General features: G+C 72.3%; 17 protein-coding genes. 6 read left to right on the top strand and 11 right to left on the bottom strand.

Annotated features, from left to right (window positions below):
- Nucleotides 1-120: 120 nt before the first annotated feature.
- The 5 genes from LCD35_RS14200 to LCD35_RS14180 form a co-directional block, all read right to left on the bottom strand.
- Nucleotides 121-1392 carry a PPE domain-containing protein gene (locus LCD35_RS14200; RefSeq protein ID WP_225044315.1) on the bottom strand — a complete coding sequence of 424 codons (1272 nt, stop codon included), beginning with the start codon at nt 1390-1392 and terminating at the stop codon, nt 121-123.
- A gap of 36 nt (nt 1393-1428) precedes the next feature.
- Nucleotides 1429-1995: a DUF3558 domain-containing protein gene (locus tag LCD35_RS14195; protein ID WP_224962762.1), complete on the bottom strand. Its 567-nt coding sequence runs from the start codon at nt 1993-1995 to the stop codon at nt 1429-1431.
- 10 nt (nt 1996-2005) lie between these two features.
- The gene (locus LCD35_RS14190) at nt 2006-2359 is read right to left on the bottom strand and encodes a hypothetical protein (protein WP_225044314.1); all 354 of its coding nucleotides are present in this window, start codon (nt 2357-2359) and stop codon (nt 2006-2008) included.
- A 148-nt stretch (nt 2360-2507) separates the two neighbouring features.
- Nucleotides 2508-3299: an ESX secretion-associated protein EspG gene (locus LCD35_RS14185; protein ID WP_225044313.1), complete on the bottom strand. Its 792-nt coding sequence runs from the start codon at nt 3297-3299 to the stop codon at nt 2508-2510.
- 84 nt (nt 3300-3383) lie between these two features.
- The gene (locus LCD35_RS14180) at nt 3384-3689 is read right to left on the bottom strand and encodes a DUF2530 domain-containing protein (protein WP_224962770.1); all 306 of its coding nucleotides are present in this window, start codon (nt 3687-3689) and stop codon (nt 3384-3386) included.
- Between the two features lie 236 nt (nt 3690-3925).
- Here LCD35_RS14180 and LCD35_RS14175 point away from each other — a divergent pair, with 236 nt between their 5' ends.
- From LCD35_RS14175 to LCD35_RS14165, 3 genes are all read left to right on the top strand, one after another.
- On the top strand, nt 3926-5356 hold the full coding sequence (locus LCD35_RS14175; RefSeq protein WP_225044318.1) for an NCS2 family permease: 1431 nt from the start codon (nt 3926-3928) through the stop codon (nt 5354-5356).
- 376 nt (nt 5357-5732) lie between these two features.
- Nucleotides 5733-6119, top strand: a complete 387-nt coding sequence (locus LCD35_RS14170; protein ID WP_224962335.1) for a MarR family winged helix-turn-helix transcriptional regulator — start codon at nt 5733-5735, stop codon at nt 6117-6119.
- 322 nt (nt 6120-6441) lie between these two features.
- Nucleotides 6442-7668: an MFS transporter gene (locus LCD35_RS14165; protein WP_255614925.1), complete on the top strand. Its 1227-nt coding sequence runs from the start codon at nt 6442-6444 to the stop codon at nt 7666-7668.
- Nucleotides 7669-7910: 242 nt separating this feature from the next.
- Here the strand turns inward: LCD35_RS14165 and LCD35_RS14160 are convergent, their stop codons facing one another.
- The 3 genes from LCD35_RS14160 to LCD35_RS14150 form a co-directional block, all read right to left on the bottom strand.
- Complete coding sequence (locus LCD35_RS14160; protein ID WP_224962331.1) at nt 7911-8540, bottom strand: superoxide dismutase; 630 nt, start codon at nt 8538-8540, stop codon at nt 7911-7913.
- A gap of 126 nt (nt 8541-8666) precedes the next feature.
- Nucleotides 8667-10163 carry a glutamate-cysteine ligase family protein gene (locus tag LCD35_RS14155; RefSeq protein ID WP_224962333.1) on the bottom strand — a complete coding sequence of 499 codons (1497 nt, stop codon included), beginning with the start codon at nt 10161-10163 and terminating at the stop codon, nt 8667-8669.
- Nucleotides 10164-10520: 357 nt separating this feature from the next.
- On the bottom strand, nt 10521-11819 hold the full coding sequence (locus LCD35_RS14150) for a multidrug effflux MFS transporter (protein WP_225044311.1): 1299 nt from the start codon (nt 11817-11819) through the stop codon (nt 10521-10523).
- 316 nt (nt 11820-12135) lie between these two features.
- Here LCD35_RS14150 and LCD35_RS14145 point away from each other — a divergent pair, with 316 nt between their 5' ends.
- Together LCD35_RS14145 and LCD35_RS14140 are read left to right on the top strand one after the other, a co-directional pair.
- Nucleotides 12136-12951 carry an RNA methyltransferase gene (locus tag LCD35_RS14145; RefSeq protein WP_224968552.1) on the top strand — a complete coding sequence of 272 codons (816 nt, stop codon included), beginning with the start codon at nt 12136-12138 and terminating at the stop codon, nt 12949-12951.
- Nucleotides 12948-13562 carry a DUF2537 domain-containing protein gene (locus tag LCD35_RS14140; RefSeq protein WP_224962341.1) on the top strand — a complete coding sequence of 205 codons (615 nt, stop codon included), beginning with the start codon at nt 12948-12950 and terminating at the stop codon, nt 13560-13562. Before LCD35_RS14145 ends, LCD35_RS14140 begins: the two co-directional genes overlap by 4 nt.
- A 106-nt stretch (nt 13563-13668) precedes the next feature.
- Here LCD35_RS14140 and sepH read toward each other — a convergent pair whose 3' ends face one another.
- The 3 genes from sepH to LCD35_RS14125 all read right to left on the bottom strand — a co-directional run bounded on the left by sepH (nt 13669) and on the right by LCD35_RS14125 (nt 17599).
- On the bottom strand, nt 13669-14598 hold the full coding sequence (gene sepH / locus LCD35_RS14135; protein ID WP_224962343.1) for a septation protein SepH: 930 nt from the start codon (nt 14596-14598) through the stop codon (nt 13669-13671).
- A 263-nt stretch (nt 14599-14861) separates the two neighbouring features.
- Nucleotides 14862-16001 carry a phosphoserine transaminase gene (gene serC / locus LCD35_RS14130; protein ID WP_224968554.1) on the bottom strand — a complete coding sequence of 380 codons (1140 nt, stop codon included), beginning with the start codon at nt 15999-16001 and terminating at the stop codon, nt 14862-14864.
- 461 nt (nt 16002-16462) lie between these two features.
- Nucleotides 16463-17599 (bottom strand): citrate synthase 2, encoded by a 1137-nt coding sequence (locus LCD35_RS14125; protein WP_224962346.1) that lies wholly within the window; start codon nt 17597-17599, stop codon nt 16463-16465.
- A gap of 673 nt (nt 17600-18272) precedes the next feature.
- On the opposite strand from LCD35_RS14125, the gene pdxH reads away from it, so the two are divergent.
- Nucleotides 18273-18935: a pyridoxamine 5'-phosphate oxidase gene (pdxH, locus tag LCD35_RS14120; RefSeq protein ID WP_224962349.1), complete on the top strand. Its 663-nt coding sequence runs from the start codon at nt 18273-18275 to the stop codon at nt 18933-18935.
- Nucleotides 18936-19068: the final 133 nt, after the last annotated feature.

The following is a 19068-nucleotide window of genomic DNA, read 5'->3' as shown; positions in this document are numbered from 1 at the left end:
CCCCCCCCCCCCGCCCCCCGCCCCGCGCCCCCCTAATCAAAAACTGTCGCCCCACAAACCCCCCGCGGCGCCCCCCCGTGTGGCCGGGGGGCGGCCGAGTTCTCGGTCAGGCGGGGATCGTCACTCGCCGAAGACCGGGGGAGCGGTGCGCGGCATGTCGTTCAGCCACACGTCGTCCTGCTCCTCCAGCCAGCTCTCGTGTTCCTGGTCCTCGTCCCCGGCGCCCTTCGCACCGCGACCGGCACCACCGGCGCCCATCGCACCCGCGCCACCGCGGCCGCCCGCACCGGCAGCGCCCGTGCCCGCACCACCGGCCGCGCCACCCGCGCCCGGAGTGCCGACGCCCGCACGGCCACCGGCACCGGGCTGGTTCGCGCCGGCACCGACTCCCGCGCGGCCGCCCGAGCCGGCACCCGCGCCGCCGGAACCCGCGCGGCCACCAGCACCGCCGGCCCCGAGGCCGCTTCGGCCGCCCGCACCCGCGCCGCCGCTCCCGCCAGGACCACCCGGCAGGAAGCCGCCGCCGATACCGCCGACGCCACCGGCACCAGGGCCGGAACCCACGCCAGGGCCGCCGGGCACACCGATGCCGCCGGGCAACGAGCCACCGGCACCGCCGCCGCCACCGGGTGACCACGACGAACCGCTACCGGACGGACCTGAACCACCAGGCCCGAATCCCGCGCCGCTACCACCGCCGATACCCGCGGTACCGCCGCCCGCACCCGGCGAGCCGCCGGCCCCGACACCCATCGGCGAGTTGATCGCACCGCTGCGGTCGAACGGACCCTGCCCGCCATCGCCGTTCTGCGTCGGCGGCGGGTCGAACCGCGGGGGGTTCTGGACTTCCGGGCGGATGGTGCTGTCGTAGGTCTCGTACGTCTGCTTCGCGGCTTCGGCCGCCTCGGTGGCCTCCCGCTCCTGCTGCTGCAGGTCGGTCTCACCGCCGACGAGGAAGGCACCGCCCTTCTCCAGGAGGTTGTCCGTCGCGTCGACCGGCTTCGGCTCCGGCATCGAGTTCCGGACGGTGAGGAACCCGTCGACCTGGCGGTCGACCGACTCACCCGCGGCCTGCGAGGTCGACTGGGCGTTGGTGAGGAAGCTCGTCATCGGCTTCGTCGAATTGCCGAACTGCTCGGCGGCTTTGCCCTCCCACGCCACGTTCGCATCGCGGTTCGCGGTTTCGAGCAGCTCCATGGCGTTGCCGAAGTGCTCGCTGATCGAACCCTTCAGGTCATCGGCGGCACGGGACATCTCGTCCGGCCCGGCGCCCTCGGTGATCTGCGTGTACTTCTCGGGGTGGTTGAACCCCACCTTCTTCATGATCTCGTCGACGTTGCCGGAATCGATCGGCGTCACGAGCGCAACGCCGATCACGATGGGGGCGGTCATGTCACAGCGTCCTTCGTCTAGCCGCCAGATCTCGGATCAGGCGGGAGGAATGTTCTTGAGCACCTCGGCGGCGATCTTCTTGGCGTAGCCGCAGGCGTCGTCCATTTCGGGTGTGCCGCCGGAGTTCTTGGCGTAATAGACGTCGACGGATTGGGTGTCGGAGACACCGACCGCGACCGTGCACAACGTGTCCGAGAAGTTGACCAGAACCGCCGGGTATCCGGCGACTTCGGTGGGTTCGAAGTTGTCGAAGTTGTCCTTGCGGGCGTGTGCTGCCGTCATGCCGCCGTGGTTCGTGTTGATGGCGATCGATGTGTTGAGGGCTTCACCGTTGATATCGCACGACGGTTCCTGGTATTCGCTGTCCGCTTGCTCGGGCTGTCCGTCCGCTTGGAGGGCGGCTCGTTGCTCGGCGGTGAGCAGTTGGCAGGCGTCCTGGACGCCCTTGAGCTCCTTCGGGTTCTGCACCGCCAGAGCGGGGTCGACGTTCTCCTTGCTCGGCGCGGCCTGCGGGGGCGATTCTCCCCCTCCGCTGACTGCGCACGAGGAGATCGCGGTAAACGCGAAGAGGGATGCGGCGAGCGCGCTGGTGCGTCGTAGCACGGAAAAGTCCTTACGCCTGGTTCGGAGTGGCCGCGTCGTCCGCGGATCGGTAGTCCTGCTGGGCGGCCTTCAATTGATCGATCTGGTCCTGGATGTGCTTGCGGGCACCCGTGACGACCTGGGTGATGCCACCCTCCGAGTTACCCATGAGCTTTTTGATCGACGCTGCGGCGCTCTTGCTCACCTCGTCATCGCCCGGAGGCTTGAGGAAGCCCGAGCGGCTCACCACTTGGATGATCTTGTCCAACTCGTCCCGAGCATCCTCGTACTTCGCGATCATGCCCGGGATCGCGTCCGTGTCGACGGAGAACGACGCCCCCGACGTCACGCCCCCGTTGTTCACGGTGGTGTTGATGGTGGCCATGCTGTCTTACCCCCTAGTGTCACGTAGCTCCGTGATCGGCCAGTAGCTTGCCAGATCACGGGTGTGCGGTGCACCGATACGACGGTCTCCGGCCGCCGTTCGTTCCCCGCGGGCGGGCCGGATCACGCGTTCGGCCCAGCGGCGGGAGTCACCAGACCGACCGGCGCTGCGCGGCACCGGTGAGGTCGCCGAGGACGCGGCGGAAGGTGCCGACGTCGGCTCCGGCGACCATCCGCTGGTTCCCGGAGTTGTAGACGGAGACCCGGCCGCCTTCGACGTCGATGACCTGCACGGTGTGGTCGCCGCGGAACTCCTTGCGCTGCGCGTTCCACACGGTGACGCCGATCTGCCCGGCGCCGAGCTTGGTGCCGTCGAGCAGTTCGGTGGCCTTGCGGAAGTGCGCCACGTCCACCCCGCGGCCGCGCAGGCCCTGTTCGACGGCGCGCGGGTCGGTGATGCCCTTCTTCTCCACGTCGGCCATCACGGCGCGCAGCTCGCGGAGGTCGACGTTGACCGGCTTCATCTTCACCGGCGGGTGGTCGGGCAGCACCGAGACCAGGGCGGGCACGGAGTCCTCGGGGCGGACCCGCTCCAAGACGTAGCGGTCGCCGTGCATCACGCTGCGGACCGCGACCCGGCCGGACTGGGAGACGGCTGCGCGCAGCTCGGTGCCCTTCTGCGCGGAGAACCGCAGGTCGAACTCGACGGCGCTGGAACCGTAGACCCCGATCAGGTCCCACACCTCGTCGCTCACCTGGTTCGCGCGGTCGATGAGGCCGCGCTGCCTGCATCGCGCGTCGGCGGCGTCCAGTTCGGCGTTGATGTCCTGTACCGGCGTGCCGTAGTGGCTGTACTGCAGCACCGGCGGCATCCGCTTCAGGCCTGCCCTGCTGACGAGGACCACGAATTCCAGGCGATCGACATCGAGCTTGGATGCCACGCGCAACTCCCCAGTTGTCGGTACTTCGCGAGCAGCAGACTAGCGAACGGCCGAGTCGGGGAGGGTGACTTTCCGCTATCGGAGCTAGCCGTCGAGCCCCGACAACCCCTTCCACGCGCCGCGCGATCCGCGGCGTGACGCGGAGCGCTGCCAGCGGAACACCCCGTAGCCGATGAGGCCGAGCGCGAAGCCGGCCACGCAGGTCCAGAACTCGATGCCGCCGGGCGCGGTCGCGGCGAACAGCGCGACGCCGACGAGCCACAGCGCCGTCCCCGCCAGCACCACCGGGGTCGGCTGGGCCAGCCTGCGCGGCAGCGCGGGCACGGTGTGCGCCGGTTCGGGGGGTGTCGTCGCTGGTGAGGAGGGGGTGCGTGCGCTGTCTTCGGCCACGTCGGGCAGGCTACCCCGGTAGTCGTGAGCGGGGTGAGGTAGTGATGGCGGACAGAGAACCGGACGATTCGCACGGTGCTGCGGAAGAGCCGTTGAAAAGTTCTGGTGAACCCGGTTCGGAGCCCGTTGCGGGCGCGGAACATGATGTCGAGGATCGTCGCGTGAGTTCTGCGGGAACGGGTTCGAACGCGGCGGGGTCGGCGGGCAGTGGTGGCGCGGGACGGGCCACCGGCGCGCTGGACCGATTCTTCAAGATCAGCGAGCGCGGTTCCTCGCTGAGCCGGGAGCTGCGGGGCGGGCTGGTCACCTTCGTCACCGTCGCCTACATCATCGTGCTGAACCCGCTGATCCTCGGCAGCTACTCCGCGGACTCGCCGACGGCGAAGCGGGACGTGCTCGGCCACGTGCTGACGGTGCCGCAGGTCGCCGCGAGCACCGCGCTGGTCGCCGGGGTGATGACGCTGCTGTTCGGCCTGGTGGCGAACTACCCGTTCGCGATCGCGGCGGGCCTGGGCATCAACACGCTGCTCGCCGTCACCATCGCCCAGCAGGTCAGCTGGCCGGAGGCGATGGGCCTGGTGGTGGTGGACGGGCTGGTGATCTTGGTCCTGGTCGCCACCGGGTTCCGCACCGCCGTGTTCAACGCGGTGCCGCCCGAGCTGAAGGCGGCGATCGCCGTCGGCATCGGCCTGTTCATCAGCTTCGTCGGCCTCGTCGACGCCGGGTTCGTGCGCAGGCTGCCGGACGCGGCGAACACGACGGTGCCGGTGGGGCTGGGCATCGACGGCTCGATCGCGTCGTGGCCGACGGCGGTGTTCGCGTTCGGGCTGGTGCTCACCGGGATCCTGGTGGCGCGCAAGGTGCGCGGCGGCATCCTGATCGCCATCGTGATCAACACGGTGGTGGCGATCGTCGTCGAGGCGCTGGTGCACGCGGGCCCGTCCGAGGGCACCGATCCGCACGGCTGGAACCTCGGCTACCCGGCGCCGCCCGCGGAGATCTTCGGGCTGCCGGACCTGTCGCTGGTCGGGGACATCTCGTTCGGCGCGTGGACGCGGCTGCCCGCGCTGGCCGCGGCGATGCTGGTGTTCACCCTGGTGCTGGCGAACTTCTTCGACGCGATGGGCACCATGACCGGCCTCGGCAAGGAGGCCGGGCTCGCCGACCGCAAGGGCAACCTGCCCGGCATCGGCAAGGCGCTGGCGGTGGAAGGCGTCGGTGCCGTCGCGGGCGGGGTCGGGTCGGCCAGCTCCAACACGGTGTTCGTGGAATCCGCGTCCGGTATCGCCGAGGGTGCGCGCACCGGGCTGGCGAACGTGGTCACCGGGCTGCTGTTCCTCGCGGCCATGTTCTTCACCCCGCTCTACAGCGTCATCCCGGTGGAGGCGGCGGCTCCGGCGCTGGTCGTGGTGGGCGCGATGATGCTCGGGCAGATCCGCGACGTGGACCTGTCCGACTTCGCCAAGGCGCTGCCCGCGTTCCTCACCATCGTCGTCATGCCGTTCACCTACTCGATCGCGAACGGCATCGGGGTCGGGTTCATCTGCTACGTGCTGCTGCACGCCGCCACCGGCCGGGTCCGGCAGGTGCACCCGCTGATGTGGGTGGTGTCGGCCGCGTTCGTCCTCTACTTCGCCGCAGACCCGGTCTCCGCGCTGTTCGCCTGACCGCCTGTCGTCCCGCTTCTGCTGCGTGGCGGGGCGGGTGGCGGAACCTCAGCCGCCTTCTCGCTGCGGGATCCTCCGCCACGAGGAAAAAGCTGTCCTCGCGAGAAGGCGGCTGAGAACCCGCGGGTGGTCCGGTTGCTTGCTGGGTCTCCGCTCAGCGGCTTCGCCGCTGACAGGACGGTGCTAGGGCTTGCGGGTCCTCCTGGAGATCCGAAAAAGGGGCGTTCCGGGGTCGTGCGGGGCGGGGCGGGCACTATGCTCCGCGCATCGCGCCCGACAGCGGGCCGAATGTCCGAAATGTCGTCAAGTAGTTTGGTAGACTAACGACGTGTCCGAGATCGCTGAACGGGAGCGCACGCTGGCCACCCGGTTGCGGATGGCCTCCGTCCGCCTCAACCGCAGGCTGCGGGCGCAGAGCACCGACTCCGTCGTCACGCTCTCCCAGCTGTCTGCGCTGTCCTGCCTCTACAAGGCCGGGGCGATGACTCCGGGCACGCTCGCGGCGAAGGAAGGCGTGCAGCCGCCCTCGATGACCAGGGTCATCGCGGCGCTCGAAGGCCTCGGCCTGGTGGTGCGCACCCCGCACCCCACCGACGGGCGGCAGGCCGTCGTGGACCTCACCGACGCGGGCCGCGCCCGCATCGAAGAGGAGATCTCCGCCCGCGAGCGCTGGCTGGACGTCCAGCTGGCCGAACTCACCAGGGACGAACGCGCGACCTTGAGTCACGCGGCCGAGATCATGGAACGGATCTCGCAGCGCTAGGAGGGAGCTGAGCACGTCGGCGGTGCCAGAGGAATCGCCGCACCCGTCGGGGTCCGACCCGGCCGGTGCGAACCGCACGTCCACCGGCGAGCTCGGCGCACTCCCCGGTGCGTCCGCGGCCGCGCGCGCCGGTGATCCGGAACCGGCGGCCGCGCGCGGGCGGGCCGGAGGTCCGCCCGGCGACCCCGGGCAGGAGAGCGACCCCGGGCAGGAGAGCGACCCCGGGCAGGAGAGCGACCCCGGGCAGGAGAGCGACCCCGGGCAGGAGAGCGATCACCGGCCCGGCGGACCGCCGGCCGGGGAGACCGGCACCGGCGGCGGCATGTTCGGTTCGCTGCGGGTGCGCAACTACCGCTACTACGCGGCGGGCCAGGTCGTCTCGCTCACCGGCACCTGGATGCAGCGGGCCGCGCAGGACTGGCTCGTGCTGGAGCTCTCCGGCGGCAGCCCCGGCGCGCTCGGCGTGGCCGTCGCGCTGCAGTTCCTGCCGACGCTGCTGCTGACGCTGTGGGCGGGCACCGCCGCCGACCGGTTCGACAAGCGGCGGCTGCTGGTCGCCACCCAGACGGCGCTCGGTGCCTGCGGGCTGCTGCTCGGACTGCTCGACGTGTCCGGTTCGGCGCAGCTCTGGCAGGTGTACGCGCTGTGCTTCGTGCTCGGCTGCTTCGCGGCGGTGGACGCGCCGGTGCGGCAGTCGTTCGTGGTCGAGATGGTCGGCCCCGCGCAGCTCACCAACGCCGTCGCGCTGAACTCGATGACGTTCAACCTGGCGCGGATCGTCGGGCCCGCCATCGCCGGGCTGCTCATCACCGCGATCGGCACCGGGTGGGTGTTCATCGCCAACGGCATCAGCTCGGCCGCCGTGGTCGGCGGGCTGCTGCTGATGAACGTGGCGCGGCTGCACCGCAGCGAACCGGTGCCGAAGGAGCGCGGCCAGGTGCGGGCGGGGCTGCGCTACGTGCTGGGGCGCCCCGACCTGGTGGCGGTGATGGTGCTGGTGTTCTGCGTCAGCACCTTCGGCATGAACTTCGAGAGCACCTTCGCGGTGATCGCCCGCAACGTGTTCGACCGCGACGCCGACGGCTACGGGCTGCTGATCACGATGCTCGCCGTCGGCACCCTCTCCGGCGCCACGCTCGCCGCTCGCCGCAGCAGGAGGTCCGGGTCGCGGCTGCGGCTGATGGTGCTGGGGGCGGGTGCGTTCGGGCTGCTGGAGGCGGTCGGTTCGCTGATGCCGTCGTACTGGTCGTTCGCGGTGATGCTGGTGCCGGTCGGGGTCGCGGTGATGACCTTCACGACCAGCGCGAACTCCACGGTGCAGCTGGCGGTGGAGCCGTCGATGCGCGGCCGGGTGATGGGGCTGTACATGCTGCTGTTCCTCGGCGGGAAACCGGTGGGCGGGCTCGCGTCGGGTTGGCTGGCCGAGGTGCTGGGCCCGCGGTCGCCGCTGCTGCTGGGTGGGCTGGCGTCGCTGGTCGCGGCGGTGGTGTGCGGGGTGCTGCTGCGCCGCCGGAGATCGGGGGTTGCGGACCCTGGGAGGTTAGGCTAACCTAATACATGTCCGCTTCGTGGTGGGAGCGGCAGTCAGTTCGGGAACAGAGCGGGCCCCGTCTCCTCCGGGAGGCGGGGCCCGTTCGCGTTCGGGGTTCGTTCCCGTCCGAGGCCGAACGAGCAGGTCAGGCGGCGGACAGCACTTCGGGGCCCTCCCGGAGGAAGGCCCCGAAGTGTCGGCAGCTTCGCTTGTCGGAGCATCCACCGCCGGTCCGTGGTCCCGCGCGGCCGCGGGAAGGCTCAGGCGGTGGGCAGGCGCAGTCCGTTGTAACCGGCGCGGGCGTCGGCGAACCGCTTGCCGACCTCGTCCCAGTTCACGACGTTCCACAACTGCTTGACGTAGTCCGCCTTCACGTTCTTGTACTGCAGGTAGTAGGCGTGCTCCCAGATGTCGAACACCAGCAGCGGCGTGGTGGCGATCGACAGGTTCGAGTGGTGGTCCCGCAGCTGCTGCGTGATCAACCGCTGACCCACCGGGTCCCACGCCAGCACGCCCCACCCGTTGCCCTGGATCGTGGTCGACACGGCCTCCAGCTGGGCGCGGAACTTGTCGAACGACCCGAAGTCCTGGTCGATGGCCGCCGCCAGCTCACCGGTCGGCTTGTCCCCGCCGTTCGGCGAGAGGATCTTCCACCACACCAGGTGCAGCGAGTGCCCGGCCAGGTTGAACGCCAGCGTCGTCTCCAGGCCGACGATCGACCCGAAGTCGCCCTTGTCCCGCGCCTCGGCGATCTTCTCGATCGTGTCGTTGGCGCCCTTGACGTAGGTCGCGTGGTGCTTGCTGTGGTGCAGCTCGTTGATCTCACCCGAGATCGCGGGCTCCAGCGCCGAGTAGTCGTAGTCCAACTCGGGCAGCACGTACTGAGCCATGGAGCGTCTCCCTGTGCGCGTATCGCTGTCAGCAGTCTCTAGCAATTGCAATCTAGTGGCAACAGCTGGGCGGCTGCATTCCGGCCCGGGTTGATCTCAGTCACCGGGATCGCGCGCGGGCCCGCATCACTCCAGCGGCCAGGCGTGGACCGGCTCGCCCGAGTCCGACAGCTCCACGTAGCGCCGCAGCATCGCCGCCAGCGCGGCCGGACGGTCGTGACCGCGCTGCTCCAGCCGCGCCACCACGTCCCGCTGCCACGACGACCCGGTCTGCTTGCGCAGGCAGCGGGCCTCGATCACGCCCAGGGCGTGCTCCCGCGCGGCGTCCGACACCCCGCACAACCGCAGCCCCTCGTGCGCCATCGGCAGCAACCGGCGCAGCACCAGCTCGTCCGGGGTGATCCATCCGGCGCCCGGCCAGTACAGGTGCGCGTCCATGCCGTGCCGGGCCCCGGTGTAGAAGTTCTCCTCCGCCGCGGCGAACGACATCTGCGTCCACACCGGCCGGTCCTGCTCGGTCAGCGCGCGCTGCACCCCGTAGAAGAACGCGGCGTTCGCCACCACGTCACGCACGCTCGGCCCCGACGGCAGCACCCGGTTCTCCACCCGCAGGTGCGGCACCCCGTCGACCAGGTCGTACACCGGCCGGTTCCAGCGCCAGACGGTGCCGTTGTGCAGCCGCAGCTCCGCCAGCGTCGGCGCCCGGCCCGCCTGCACCGCCGCCACCGGATCCTCCTCCTCCGGTTCCGGCAGCAGGGCGGGGAAGTAGCGCACGTTCTCCTCGAACAGGTCGAAGATCGAGGTGATCCAGCGCTCCCCGAACCACACCCGCGGCCGCACGCCCTGGTTCTTCAGCTCCTGCGGCCGGGTGTCGGTCGCCTGCTGGAACAACGGCACCCGCGTCTCGTGCCACAGCGCCTTGCCGAGCAGGAACGGCGAGTTCGCGCCGATCGCCAGCTGCACCCCGGCCAGGCACTGCGCGGCGTTCCAGTGCGCGGCGAAGTCCTCCGGCGCCACCTGCAGGTGCAGCTGCACCGAGGTGCACGCCGACTCCGGCACGATCGAATCCGCGTAGCAGCGCAGCTGCTCCGGCCCGCCGTCGCCGAGCGGCGCGCCCTCCATGTCCAGCAGCATCTCCTCGCCCTTGGCGGTGAAGATCTGCTCGTTCAGCAGCGAGTACCGCGGGTCGTGCGAGAGCCAGCCCGGGTCGAAGTGGCTGCGCCGCAGCGTGGGCAGCGTGCCGATCAGCACCAGCTTCGCGTTCGCGTCCTGGGCCTTGCCGTCCGCGCGCCGCAACGCCTTCCGCAGCTCGTGCTCCAGCTCCAGGGCACCGTCCCCGGCGAGGGCGCGGGGCAGCACGTTGAGCTCGATGTTGTGCTGGCCCAGCTCGGTGGTGAACGACGGATCGTTGATCTTCTCCAGGACCACCGAGTTCGACATCGACGGGTCCATCCGCTCGTCGATGAGGCTCAGCTCCATCTCCAGCCCCATCTGCTGGTGCGGGAAGGAGAAGTTGCCCTCCGCGAGCATCCGGGCCAGCGCGTCGAGACCGCGCTGCATCTTGTCCCGATAGCGTTGCCGGTCCACAGGAGTGAAAGCCCGACTGGTCACGTGCTTTCCCATGCCGTCTCCCCGCTCGTCGGCCAGCACGCCGGCTTAGGTGGACACCAACGGTGACACATCGGTACCCGGCGGACCAGCGTCCAAAACGGTGTTCGAGCGAGCACCCGGGCACCTCTTGTGACCAGCGGGAAAAGGGACTTTCCCGGCCGGTTCCGCGCCCGTTCCGGGCGGGCCTGACCGGGGGTGCCCTGGCCGATCGGGCGCGGTGGCGCGGGCCGCGGGATCACCGTCGGTGCGCGGGCCCGTCCGCACGCTGCGTTGCGCGCTGCGCCGATGCGGTGAGGATCTCCAGCCTCCCGCGGAACGGGTCGACTACACGCGGCAGCCGGGAATCTCCTTGCGCCGCGCGGGACGGGCTCAGCGCTCGGTGGCGGGGCGCTCGGCGGGGGCCGCGGTCGCCTGCCCAGCGGAGCTGGCCACCACCTCGGTGCGGGTCGTGCCGCGCCGACCCAGCGTCAGGAACACCACCGCGGAGGCGACCACGACGCCGAACATCACCGTCGCCATCGGCACCGCCGAACCGGTGCCGCCCAGGCCCACCAGCGGCGCGGCCAGCGCACCGACGATGAACTGGCAGACGCCCAGCAGCGCCGAGGCGCTCCCGGCCACCTCGCGGTTGTCGGCCAGCGCCAGCATCGTCGTGTTCGGCATGACGAAGCCCAGCGCCGCCACCATCACGAACAGCGCGCCCAGCAGGAACGGCAGCGGCAGGTCCAGCACCGCCGAGGCCAGCAGCACCGCGCCCGCCACCGACGAGACCAGCAGCGCACCCACCAGCAACTGCGCCTCGGTGGCCACCCGGCCCACCAGCCGCGCGTTGATCTGCCCGGCCAGCACCAGCCCGATCGCGTTCGCCCCGAACGCGAGGCTGTAGGTCTGCGGCGACATCCCGTAGATGTTCTGCAGCACGAACGACGACCCGGAGATGTAGGCGAACATCGCCGCCATGCCCAGCCCGCCGGCCAGCGCGTTGCCCAAGAACGACGGCGCGGCCAGCAGCGAACCGAAGGTGCGGAAGGTGCTGCCCAGCCGCGCGGGCTGCCGCCACCGCTCCGGCTTCGTCTCCGGCAGCAGGAACGCCGCCACCAGCAGCAGCACGGTGCCGAACGCGGTCAGCACCACGAACACCCCGCGCCACGTGGTGTGCGCGAGCACCTGGCCGCCGATCACCGGCGCCAGGATCGGGGCCAGGCCCGTCACCAGCATCAACGAGGAGAAGAACCGCGCGGCCTCCACCCCGGAGTACAGGTCGCGGACCGCGGCCCGCGCGATCACCATGCCGGCCGCGGCACCCGCGCCCTGCAACGCGCGCAGCGCGGCCAGCGCGTAGATCGAACCGGACAGCGCGCACAGCACGGACGCGACGATGTAGACGACGAGTCCGACCAGCAGCGGGCGGCGCCTGCCGACCGAATCGCTGATCGGCCCCGCGATCAGCTGGCCCAGCGCCAACCCGAGCAGCACCGCGGTCAGCGTCAGCTGCGCCTGCGACTCCGAAGCCCCCAGCTCCGCGGTCAGCTGCGGCAGTGCGGGCAGGTACATGTCGATGGACAGCGGCCCGAAGGCCGTCAGCCCACCGAGGATCAGGGCGAACTTGGTCTTGCTCCCCAGCCGGCGCTGCGCGCCGTCGATCGTGGCCTCCTCGGCGGTGGACATACGTCTCCTCATCGCTGGCCGCCGTCTCGTGCGCGCGGCGGCGGTGTCGGTGCGGGCGGCCGGTGAACCCCAGGTGCGGTCGTCGTCGTGCCGGGTCGCACGGCCACCGGGGATCGAGGTCCCGGCGCCGCGGCTCCCGCATCCGGCGTCCCGGCCGGGTCCGGATCGTGGTGGGCGACGACAACAGCTTGCTCTCTACAACTAACAGTGCGGAAGTACCCGTTATGCCCACCGCGCACGCTTCGCCGCTGTGACCTGGGTCATCGCCCGGCGAGATCGCGACATGCTGCCGGTCGGACCGGGGCCGAATGCGAAGATGCGTGCCGTGGCACGCGTGCACCAGGTGACCGACGTCGACGACCCGCGCGTCGACGACTTCCGGGACCTCGCCACCGCCGATCGCCGCCCGGACCGGCCCGGCGGGCGCGGACTCGTCATCGCCGAGGGCGTGGTCGTCGTCGAGCGGCTGCTGGCCTCGCCGTACCCGGTGCGCGCGCTGCTGGGCGTCCACCGCCGCATCGACGCGCTCGACGAGCCGCTCGCCGGGGTGGACGTGCCCGCGTACGCGGTGGAGCCGGACGTGATGAGCGCCGTCGTCGGCTTCCACCTCAACCGGGGCGTGCTCGCCGTCGCCGACCGCGCACCGGCCACCACCGCCGAGGACCTGATCGCCCGCTCCCAGCGGCTCGCCGTGCTGGAGGGCGTCGGCGACCACGAGAACCTGGGCGCGCTGTTCCGCAACGCCGCCGCGCTCGGCATCGACGGCGTCCTGCTCGGCGCGGGCTGCGCCGACCCGCTGTACCGGCGCAGCATCCGCGTCTCGATGGGTCACGTGCTGCGGGTCCCGTTCGCCACCTTCGACGACTGGCCCGGCGGGTTGCCGCTGCTCGCCGAGCACGGCTTCCGGACCGCGGCGCTGACCCCGCGCGCCACCGCGGCCCCGCTGGCCGAAGCCGGGCTCGACCGGGGCAAGGTCGCGGTGCTGCTCGGTTCGGAAGGACCGGGCCTGGCCGAGGACACCATCTCCGCGGCCGACCTGCCGGTGCGCATCCCGATGAGCCCCGAGGTCGACTCGCTCAACGTCGCCACCGCCGGGGCGATCGTCTTCCACGCGATGAGCGGGGCGAGATGATCGGGGCCGCGCAGCGCTCGCGGTGGGAGCTGCGGGTGCGCCGGGGACGTGCCGTGCTCGTCGACCGCCCGGAACGCGCCGGGGAGCGACCGGTCCGCGAGTACGACCCCGCGCGGCTCGCGCTGCCCGCGGAACTCGTCGAGGACCTGCACGAGTGGGCGCACGTGGTGGAGGCGGTGGCGCCGGACCAGGACATCGCGGGGGAGAGCTCGGCGACCCTGATGGCCCGCCGCGGCCGCCAGCTCGCCGCGCGGCTGGCCGCCGAGACCGGCGGCGAGGTCGGCTACTGGGACCCCGCGCGCGGCCGGGTGAGCCGGGTCCGCCGCGCGGGCCCGGTCGGCGCGGTGCCGGAACCGACGCCGTGGGCCACCGGCGGCGCCGTCGCCGTCGTCATCGCCGCGCTCGTCACCGTCTCGCTCGTGGTGGTGAGCATCGGGTTGGGCGAGGTGAACCTGCTGCTGGCGGTGCTGGTCAACGTCGTGGTGGTCGGCGGGTTCGCTCCCTCGATCTGGATCGGCCGCCGGTTGCCGGTGTGGCGCTGGGTCGCGTTCGGCGCGGCGGGCGGCGTCCTGCTCGCCTGGCTCGCCCTGCTGCTGTCCTTGCTCGGCTGACACGGCGCGGCGCGAGGTGGGCCGCCGCGGGACCGGACGTGCGGGGCCCGGACGTGCGACGGCCCCTCCGGCGCGGTGCCGGAGGGGCCGTCGTCGAGCGCTGGGGCTAGCGGTGCGAGCGGACGCCCAGCAGGACGTCCTCCCAGGACGGGACCATCGGGTGGTTCTTGCGGCGGCGGGCCGGTTCGGTCTTGCGGGCCGCCTCGTCCTCCACCGCTTCCAGGTCGTCCTCGCCGGCCTGCTCGGCCAGCGGTCCGGCTGGTTCCGGTTCGGCCGGCGCCGGTGGGGTGGTGTCCAGGTCCAGCGCGGGGATCGCCGGGGTCGAGGGCTTCGGCGGAGCGGGCGGCGGCGCGGTGTCCTCCGCGGCCGCGTCGACCGTTTCCTCCTCGGTCTCGTCCAGCTCCAACGCCTCCCGGGCGAGCGCCGTCACCGGTCGCACGGTCCGCAGCGGCCGGTTCGGCGACGGGTCCAGCAAGTCGACCGCGTGGTCGTCGAGCGGGGCGACGGTGCCGCCGTGCGCACCCGGGTGGAACACCCAGTGCGCCCGGTTCTCGGAGCGACCGGCCTGCCACTGCAACCGGACGACCCACTTGCCGTCCTCGCCGCGCCACGCGTCCCAGTCGGCGTCGGTGAGGTCGTGGCCGCGCATCCCGAAGGTGTGCGCGATGACCTCGCCGAGGGTCTGCACGTCGGGGCCGTCCTCGCGGACGGGGTGGGCGCGCTGCGAGCGCTCGGCGATCTGCGCGCGTTCCAGCAGGACGGGGTAGGCGTAGCGCTCGACCCGCTGCTCGGGGATCCCGGCCGCGGCGGCGACGTCCTGGACCGAGGCCCCGGCGCGGACCCGCGCCTGGATCTCGCGGGGGCGCATCTGCGCCTCCATCTCGATCTGGACTTGGCCCAGCCGGGTCAGGTCGCCGCGAGCGGCCGCCCGCAGCCGCTCGTCGGCGGGCACGGAAAAGCGGTCGCCGTTCTCCGGGTCCTCGCAGATGACGGTCTCACCGTCCTCGTCAAGCCCGACAACCCGCAGCGCGCGCATACGCTAGCCTCCCCGGTCGTTGTCACCAAGCTGTGACCGTAACCCGGCGTGCCCCCTTGACGGGGGAGCCACGCCGGGTTCGGTGTCGCTTCGTGACCATCCTCTCCCTACCCGATCTTGCCTGAACAGCGGTCGACATGCGAACACTTGACGAAATCCGCCGCAATTCCGATCACAGCAAGTGATCAAGAGCCAGTTCGGGTGACACGGATGTGCCGGTCGCCATGGTGCGGTGGCGACCAGGTCGGATGGGGGCGCCGCGCTCAGGTGAGCTGCGAGACCACCCAGTCGATGGACCCGGTGAGCTTGGTGACGTCGTCCGGCTCGACCGCCGGGAACGTGCCGACGCGCAGCTGGTTGCGGCCCAGCTTGCGGTACGGCTCGGTGTCGACGACGCCGTTCGCGCGCAGCGCCTTGGCGATCGCGGCCGCGTCGATCGAGTCGTCGAAGTCCAGCGTGACCACGACCTGCGAGCGCTTCGCCGGGTCCTGCACGAACGGCGTGGCGAAGCTCGACGCCTCCGCCCACTGGTACAGCCGCTGCGAGGACTCGCGGGTCCGGGAGGAGCACCAGTCCAGGCCGCCGTTGCCGTTCATCCAGTCGATCTGGTCGGCCAGCAGGAACAGCGTCGCCACCGCGGGGGTGTTGTAGGTCTGGTCCTTGCGCGAGTTGTCCAGCGCCGTCGGCAGCGACAGGAACTCCGGCACCCAGCGGCCCGAGGCACCGATCTCGCCGATGCGCTCGATCGCGGCCGGGCTCAGCGCGGCCAGCCACAGCCCGCCGTCGGAGGCGAAGGACTTCTGCGGCGCGAAGTAGTAGACGTCCACGGCGGACGCGTCGAACGGCAGCCCGCCCGCGCCGGAGGTCGCGTCCACCGCGATCAGCGCCTGCTCCGAGCCCACCGGGCGGGACGGGGGCAGCATCACGCCGGTGGAGGTCTCGTTGTGCGCCCAGCCGATCAGGTCGACGCTCGGGTCCGACACCGGCTCGGGGGCGTCGCCCGGCTCGGCGGAGACGACGATCGGGTCGCCGAGGAAGGGGGCGGCCTTGGCGGCCTTGGCGAACTTCTGCGAGAACTCGCCGTAGGTCAGGTGCAGCGACTTCTCCCGCACCAGGCCGAAGGTCGCGGCGTCCCAGAACGCGGTGGTGCCGCCGACGCCCAGCACGACCTCGTAGCCCTCGGGCAGCGAGAACAGCTGGCCCAGGCCTTCGCGGACCCGGCCGACCAGGGACTTCACCGGCTTCTGCCGGTGCGAGGTGCCCATCACCGCGGCGCCGTCGGAGGCCAGCCGGGCCAGCTGCTCGGTGCGGACCTTGGACGGGCCGCAGCCGAAGCGGCCGTCGGACGGCAGGAGCTCGGCGGGCAGCTTCAAGGTGGTCGGGTCGGTTTCGGCCTGCGTCATTCCGGCGCCTCCGGGAGTTGTCGAATCGGCTTGCCCCGCGGCTGCCGCGCCCAGGCCGGGCGGGCCCGCGGGTGGACGACGGGGTTCGGCGGACCCCGGGTCGCCTCGGGTGGACCGGCGCCGTTGCCGGTTCGGGGCTCGATGCGTGCCGCGGCTACGGGTCGGATCGGTGAAATCCCGCCGCGCCGCGGTTGCCGGAGCCGTGGGGCAACTTACTGCGCGGGCGGCTCTTTGGCCAGCAACCCGACCGCGCTGTGATCGAAATCAGTGCCTGTGACCAGGCATTTCGCTCAGGGAGGCGCGGTGCCCCGCCGTGCCCGCCCGGGTGCGCGGCGTCGCGTTCCGGGGAGCGCGCCGCCGTGCCGCCCCAGCCTACCGAGCCGGGCACGGTCCGTGATCACCGGCGGGTGCTCGGTCACGCTGGGTGGCCCGCGCGGTGCGGCACCGCGCGGGCCCCGGGATCAGACCGCGGCGACCGGCAGCGCCGAGACGGAGTCCCAGCCCTCGACCTGCTGCGGGGAGCGCGGCTCCGGTCCGACGTACTGCGCCGACGGGCGCACCAGCCGCCCGGTGCGCTTCTGCTCCAGCACGTGCGCCGACCAGCCGGCGGTGCGGGCGCAGGTGAACATCGCGGGCATCATCGAGGTCGGGACCTCGGCGAAGTCCAGAATCACCGCGGCCCAGAACTCCACGTTCGTCTCGATCTGCCGGTCCGGGCGCCGCTCCCGCAGCACCGACAGCGCGGCCCGCTCCAGCTCGGCGGCGGCCTCGAAGCGCGGCGCGCCGAGCTGCTCGCAGGTGCTGCGCAGCACCCGCGCCCGCGGGTCCTCGGCGCGGTAGACCCGGTGGCCGAAGCCCATCAGCCGGTCGCCGCCGTCCAGGATGGACTCGACGACGCGGCGGGCGTCGCCGGTGCGCTCCGCCTCGGCGAGCATCGGCAGCACCCGGGCGGGCGCCCCGCCGTGCAGCGGGCCGGACATGGCGCCGACCGCGCCGGACAGGCTGGCCGCCACGTCGGCGCCGGTGGAGGCGATGACGCGGGCGGTGAAGGTGGAGGCGTTCAGGCCGTGCTCCGCGGCCGACACCCAGTAGGCGTCCAGCGCCTGCACGTGCGCCGGGTCCGGTTCGCCGCGCCAGCGGGTCAGGAACGCTTCGGTGAGCGTGGTGGCCTCGGCGATCCGCTCGGCGGGGACCGCGGGCAGTTCGGTGCCGCGCGCGGACTGGGCCACGTAGGACAGCCCGAGCACGGTCGCCAGCGCCAGCTGGTCGCGGGCGGCGTCCTCGGTGATGTCCAGCAGCGGTGCGAAGCCGTGCGCCGGGGCGAGCATCGCGATCGCGGCCTGCGCGTCGGTGCGGACGTCGCCGGTGCGCACCGGCAGCGGTGCGCCGCCCGCGTCGGGCAGGCCGCGGCCGAAGGCGCCGTCGACGAGCAGCTGCCAGACGTCGCCGAACGAGACCTTGCCCGCGAGGTCCTCGATGTCCACGCCGCGGTAGCGCAGCGCGCCGCCGTCCCGGTCCGGCTCGGCGATCTCGGTCTGGAAGGCGACCACGCCCTCCAGGCCGGGGCGGAAGTCGGTGCCGTCGGTGCTGGTGCCCATGGTTGCCTCGTCTCCTCGTTGAGTCGTTCCGGTTGCCGCGCACCTCGGGGGCGCGCGGCGGACGTGGCGGGGTGCATGAGCACGAGTGCGATCGGTCGCCGCCTGTGCTGCGCGGGTAACAGTGCACCCGCGCCGCGGCCGCGGGCAATCGGTGCGGGTCGCCCCGATGGCGAAGATCACACGGCGGAACGGGGCCGGAGCTCGTGACGATCCCGCGAAACCGGTGCCGACCCGGATCAATTCCTGTTTCGACGGGTTCACCCGCGGCTCGTCCCCCGCGGGGGTCCGGCGAGTTCCGGGTGCGCGGCCCGGCCTGGTGCGCGAGGTCGGCCGGGGCGCGAGGTCCGGCGGCCCGCAACACCACCCGGAAGCACCAGCCGGCCACCCGGAAGCGTTGGCGTCCCTTCCGCACGGCGACCCGCGGGCGGCGGCCACCGGTCGAACCGGACGAACCGGCCGCGGTTCCGCGGCCATTCGAGTGTGCCCGCTGTCACTGCATCGTTTGCGGAATCGATCGTGGCGTCCCGCTGGTTCGGCCCGGGTTCCCACTCCGTTTACCGTCGTAGCGGTGCCGTGGCGCGGTCCGCGGCGACCGCGTCGACCGGGCGAGCTCGTATCCTCCGGCGCCGTCGATGAACAGCACCACCAGTCGGGTCAGGGAGGAAGGGAACGGATGTCCGAAAGCACCGTGAGCACCGGCACTTTGTCGTCCATGCGGGTGTCCTACGAGGCGGGTTCGCTGCACGAGGCGGTGCTCGCCGAGACCTGGCACGAACAGCTCCGGATCTGGTTCGACGAGGCCGTCCGGGCGGAGGTGCAGGAGCCGAACGCGATGGTGCTGGCGACCGCGGACGCCGACGGGTACCCGTCCTCGCGGACCGTGCTGTGCAAGGGGTTCGACGAGCGCGGCCTGGTGTTCTTCACCAACTACACCTCCGCGAAGAGCCACGACCTCACCGCGACCCGGGTGGCCGCGGCGACGTTCCCGTGGCTGGCGCTGCAGCGGCAGGTCAACGTGCGCGGCACCGTCGAGAAGGTGCGCGCCGAGGAGACCGCCGACTACTGGGCGGTGCGCCCGCGCGGGTCGCAGCTCGGCGCCTGGGCCTCCCCGCAGTCCCGGGTCGTCACCGGGCGGGAGGCGCTGCAGTCCGCGCTCAACGGCATCGAACGGCGCTTCGGCGACAACGCGAAGGTGCCGGTGCCGCCGCACTGGGGCGGCTGGCGGATCGTCCCGCAGGCCGTCGAGTTCTGGCAGGGCCGGCCGGACCGGCTGCACGACCGGCTGCGGTTCCGGCGCGGCGACGATCAGTGGGCCGTGGAGCGGCTGGCTCCCTGATCCCGCCGGTCCACTGCGGACCGGAGGCTCCCTGGCGGGGGGGGGGGGGGGGGGGGGGGCCGCCCCCCCCCCCCCCCCCCCCGCGCCGCCCCGCGCCGGCGCGGGGCCGCCGCGCGGGGGCCCGGCGCGGGGG

This window comes from Saccharopolyspora sp. 6V (genome assembly GCF_020176785.1).
GTDB lineage: Bacteria > Actinomycetota > Actinomycetes > Mycobacteriales > Pseudonocardiaceae > Saccharopolyspora_C > Saccharopolyspora_C gregorii.
The sequence above is the reverse complement of the archived record's forward strand: the minus strand, read 5'-3'. Positions and strand labels throughout refer to the sequence as shown.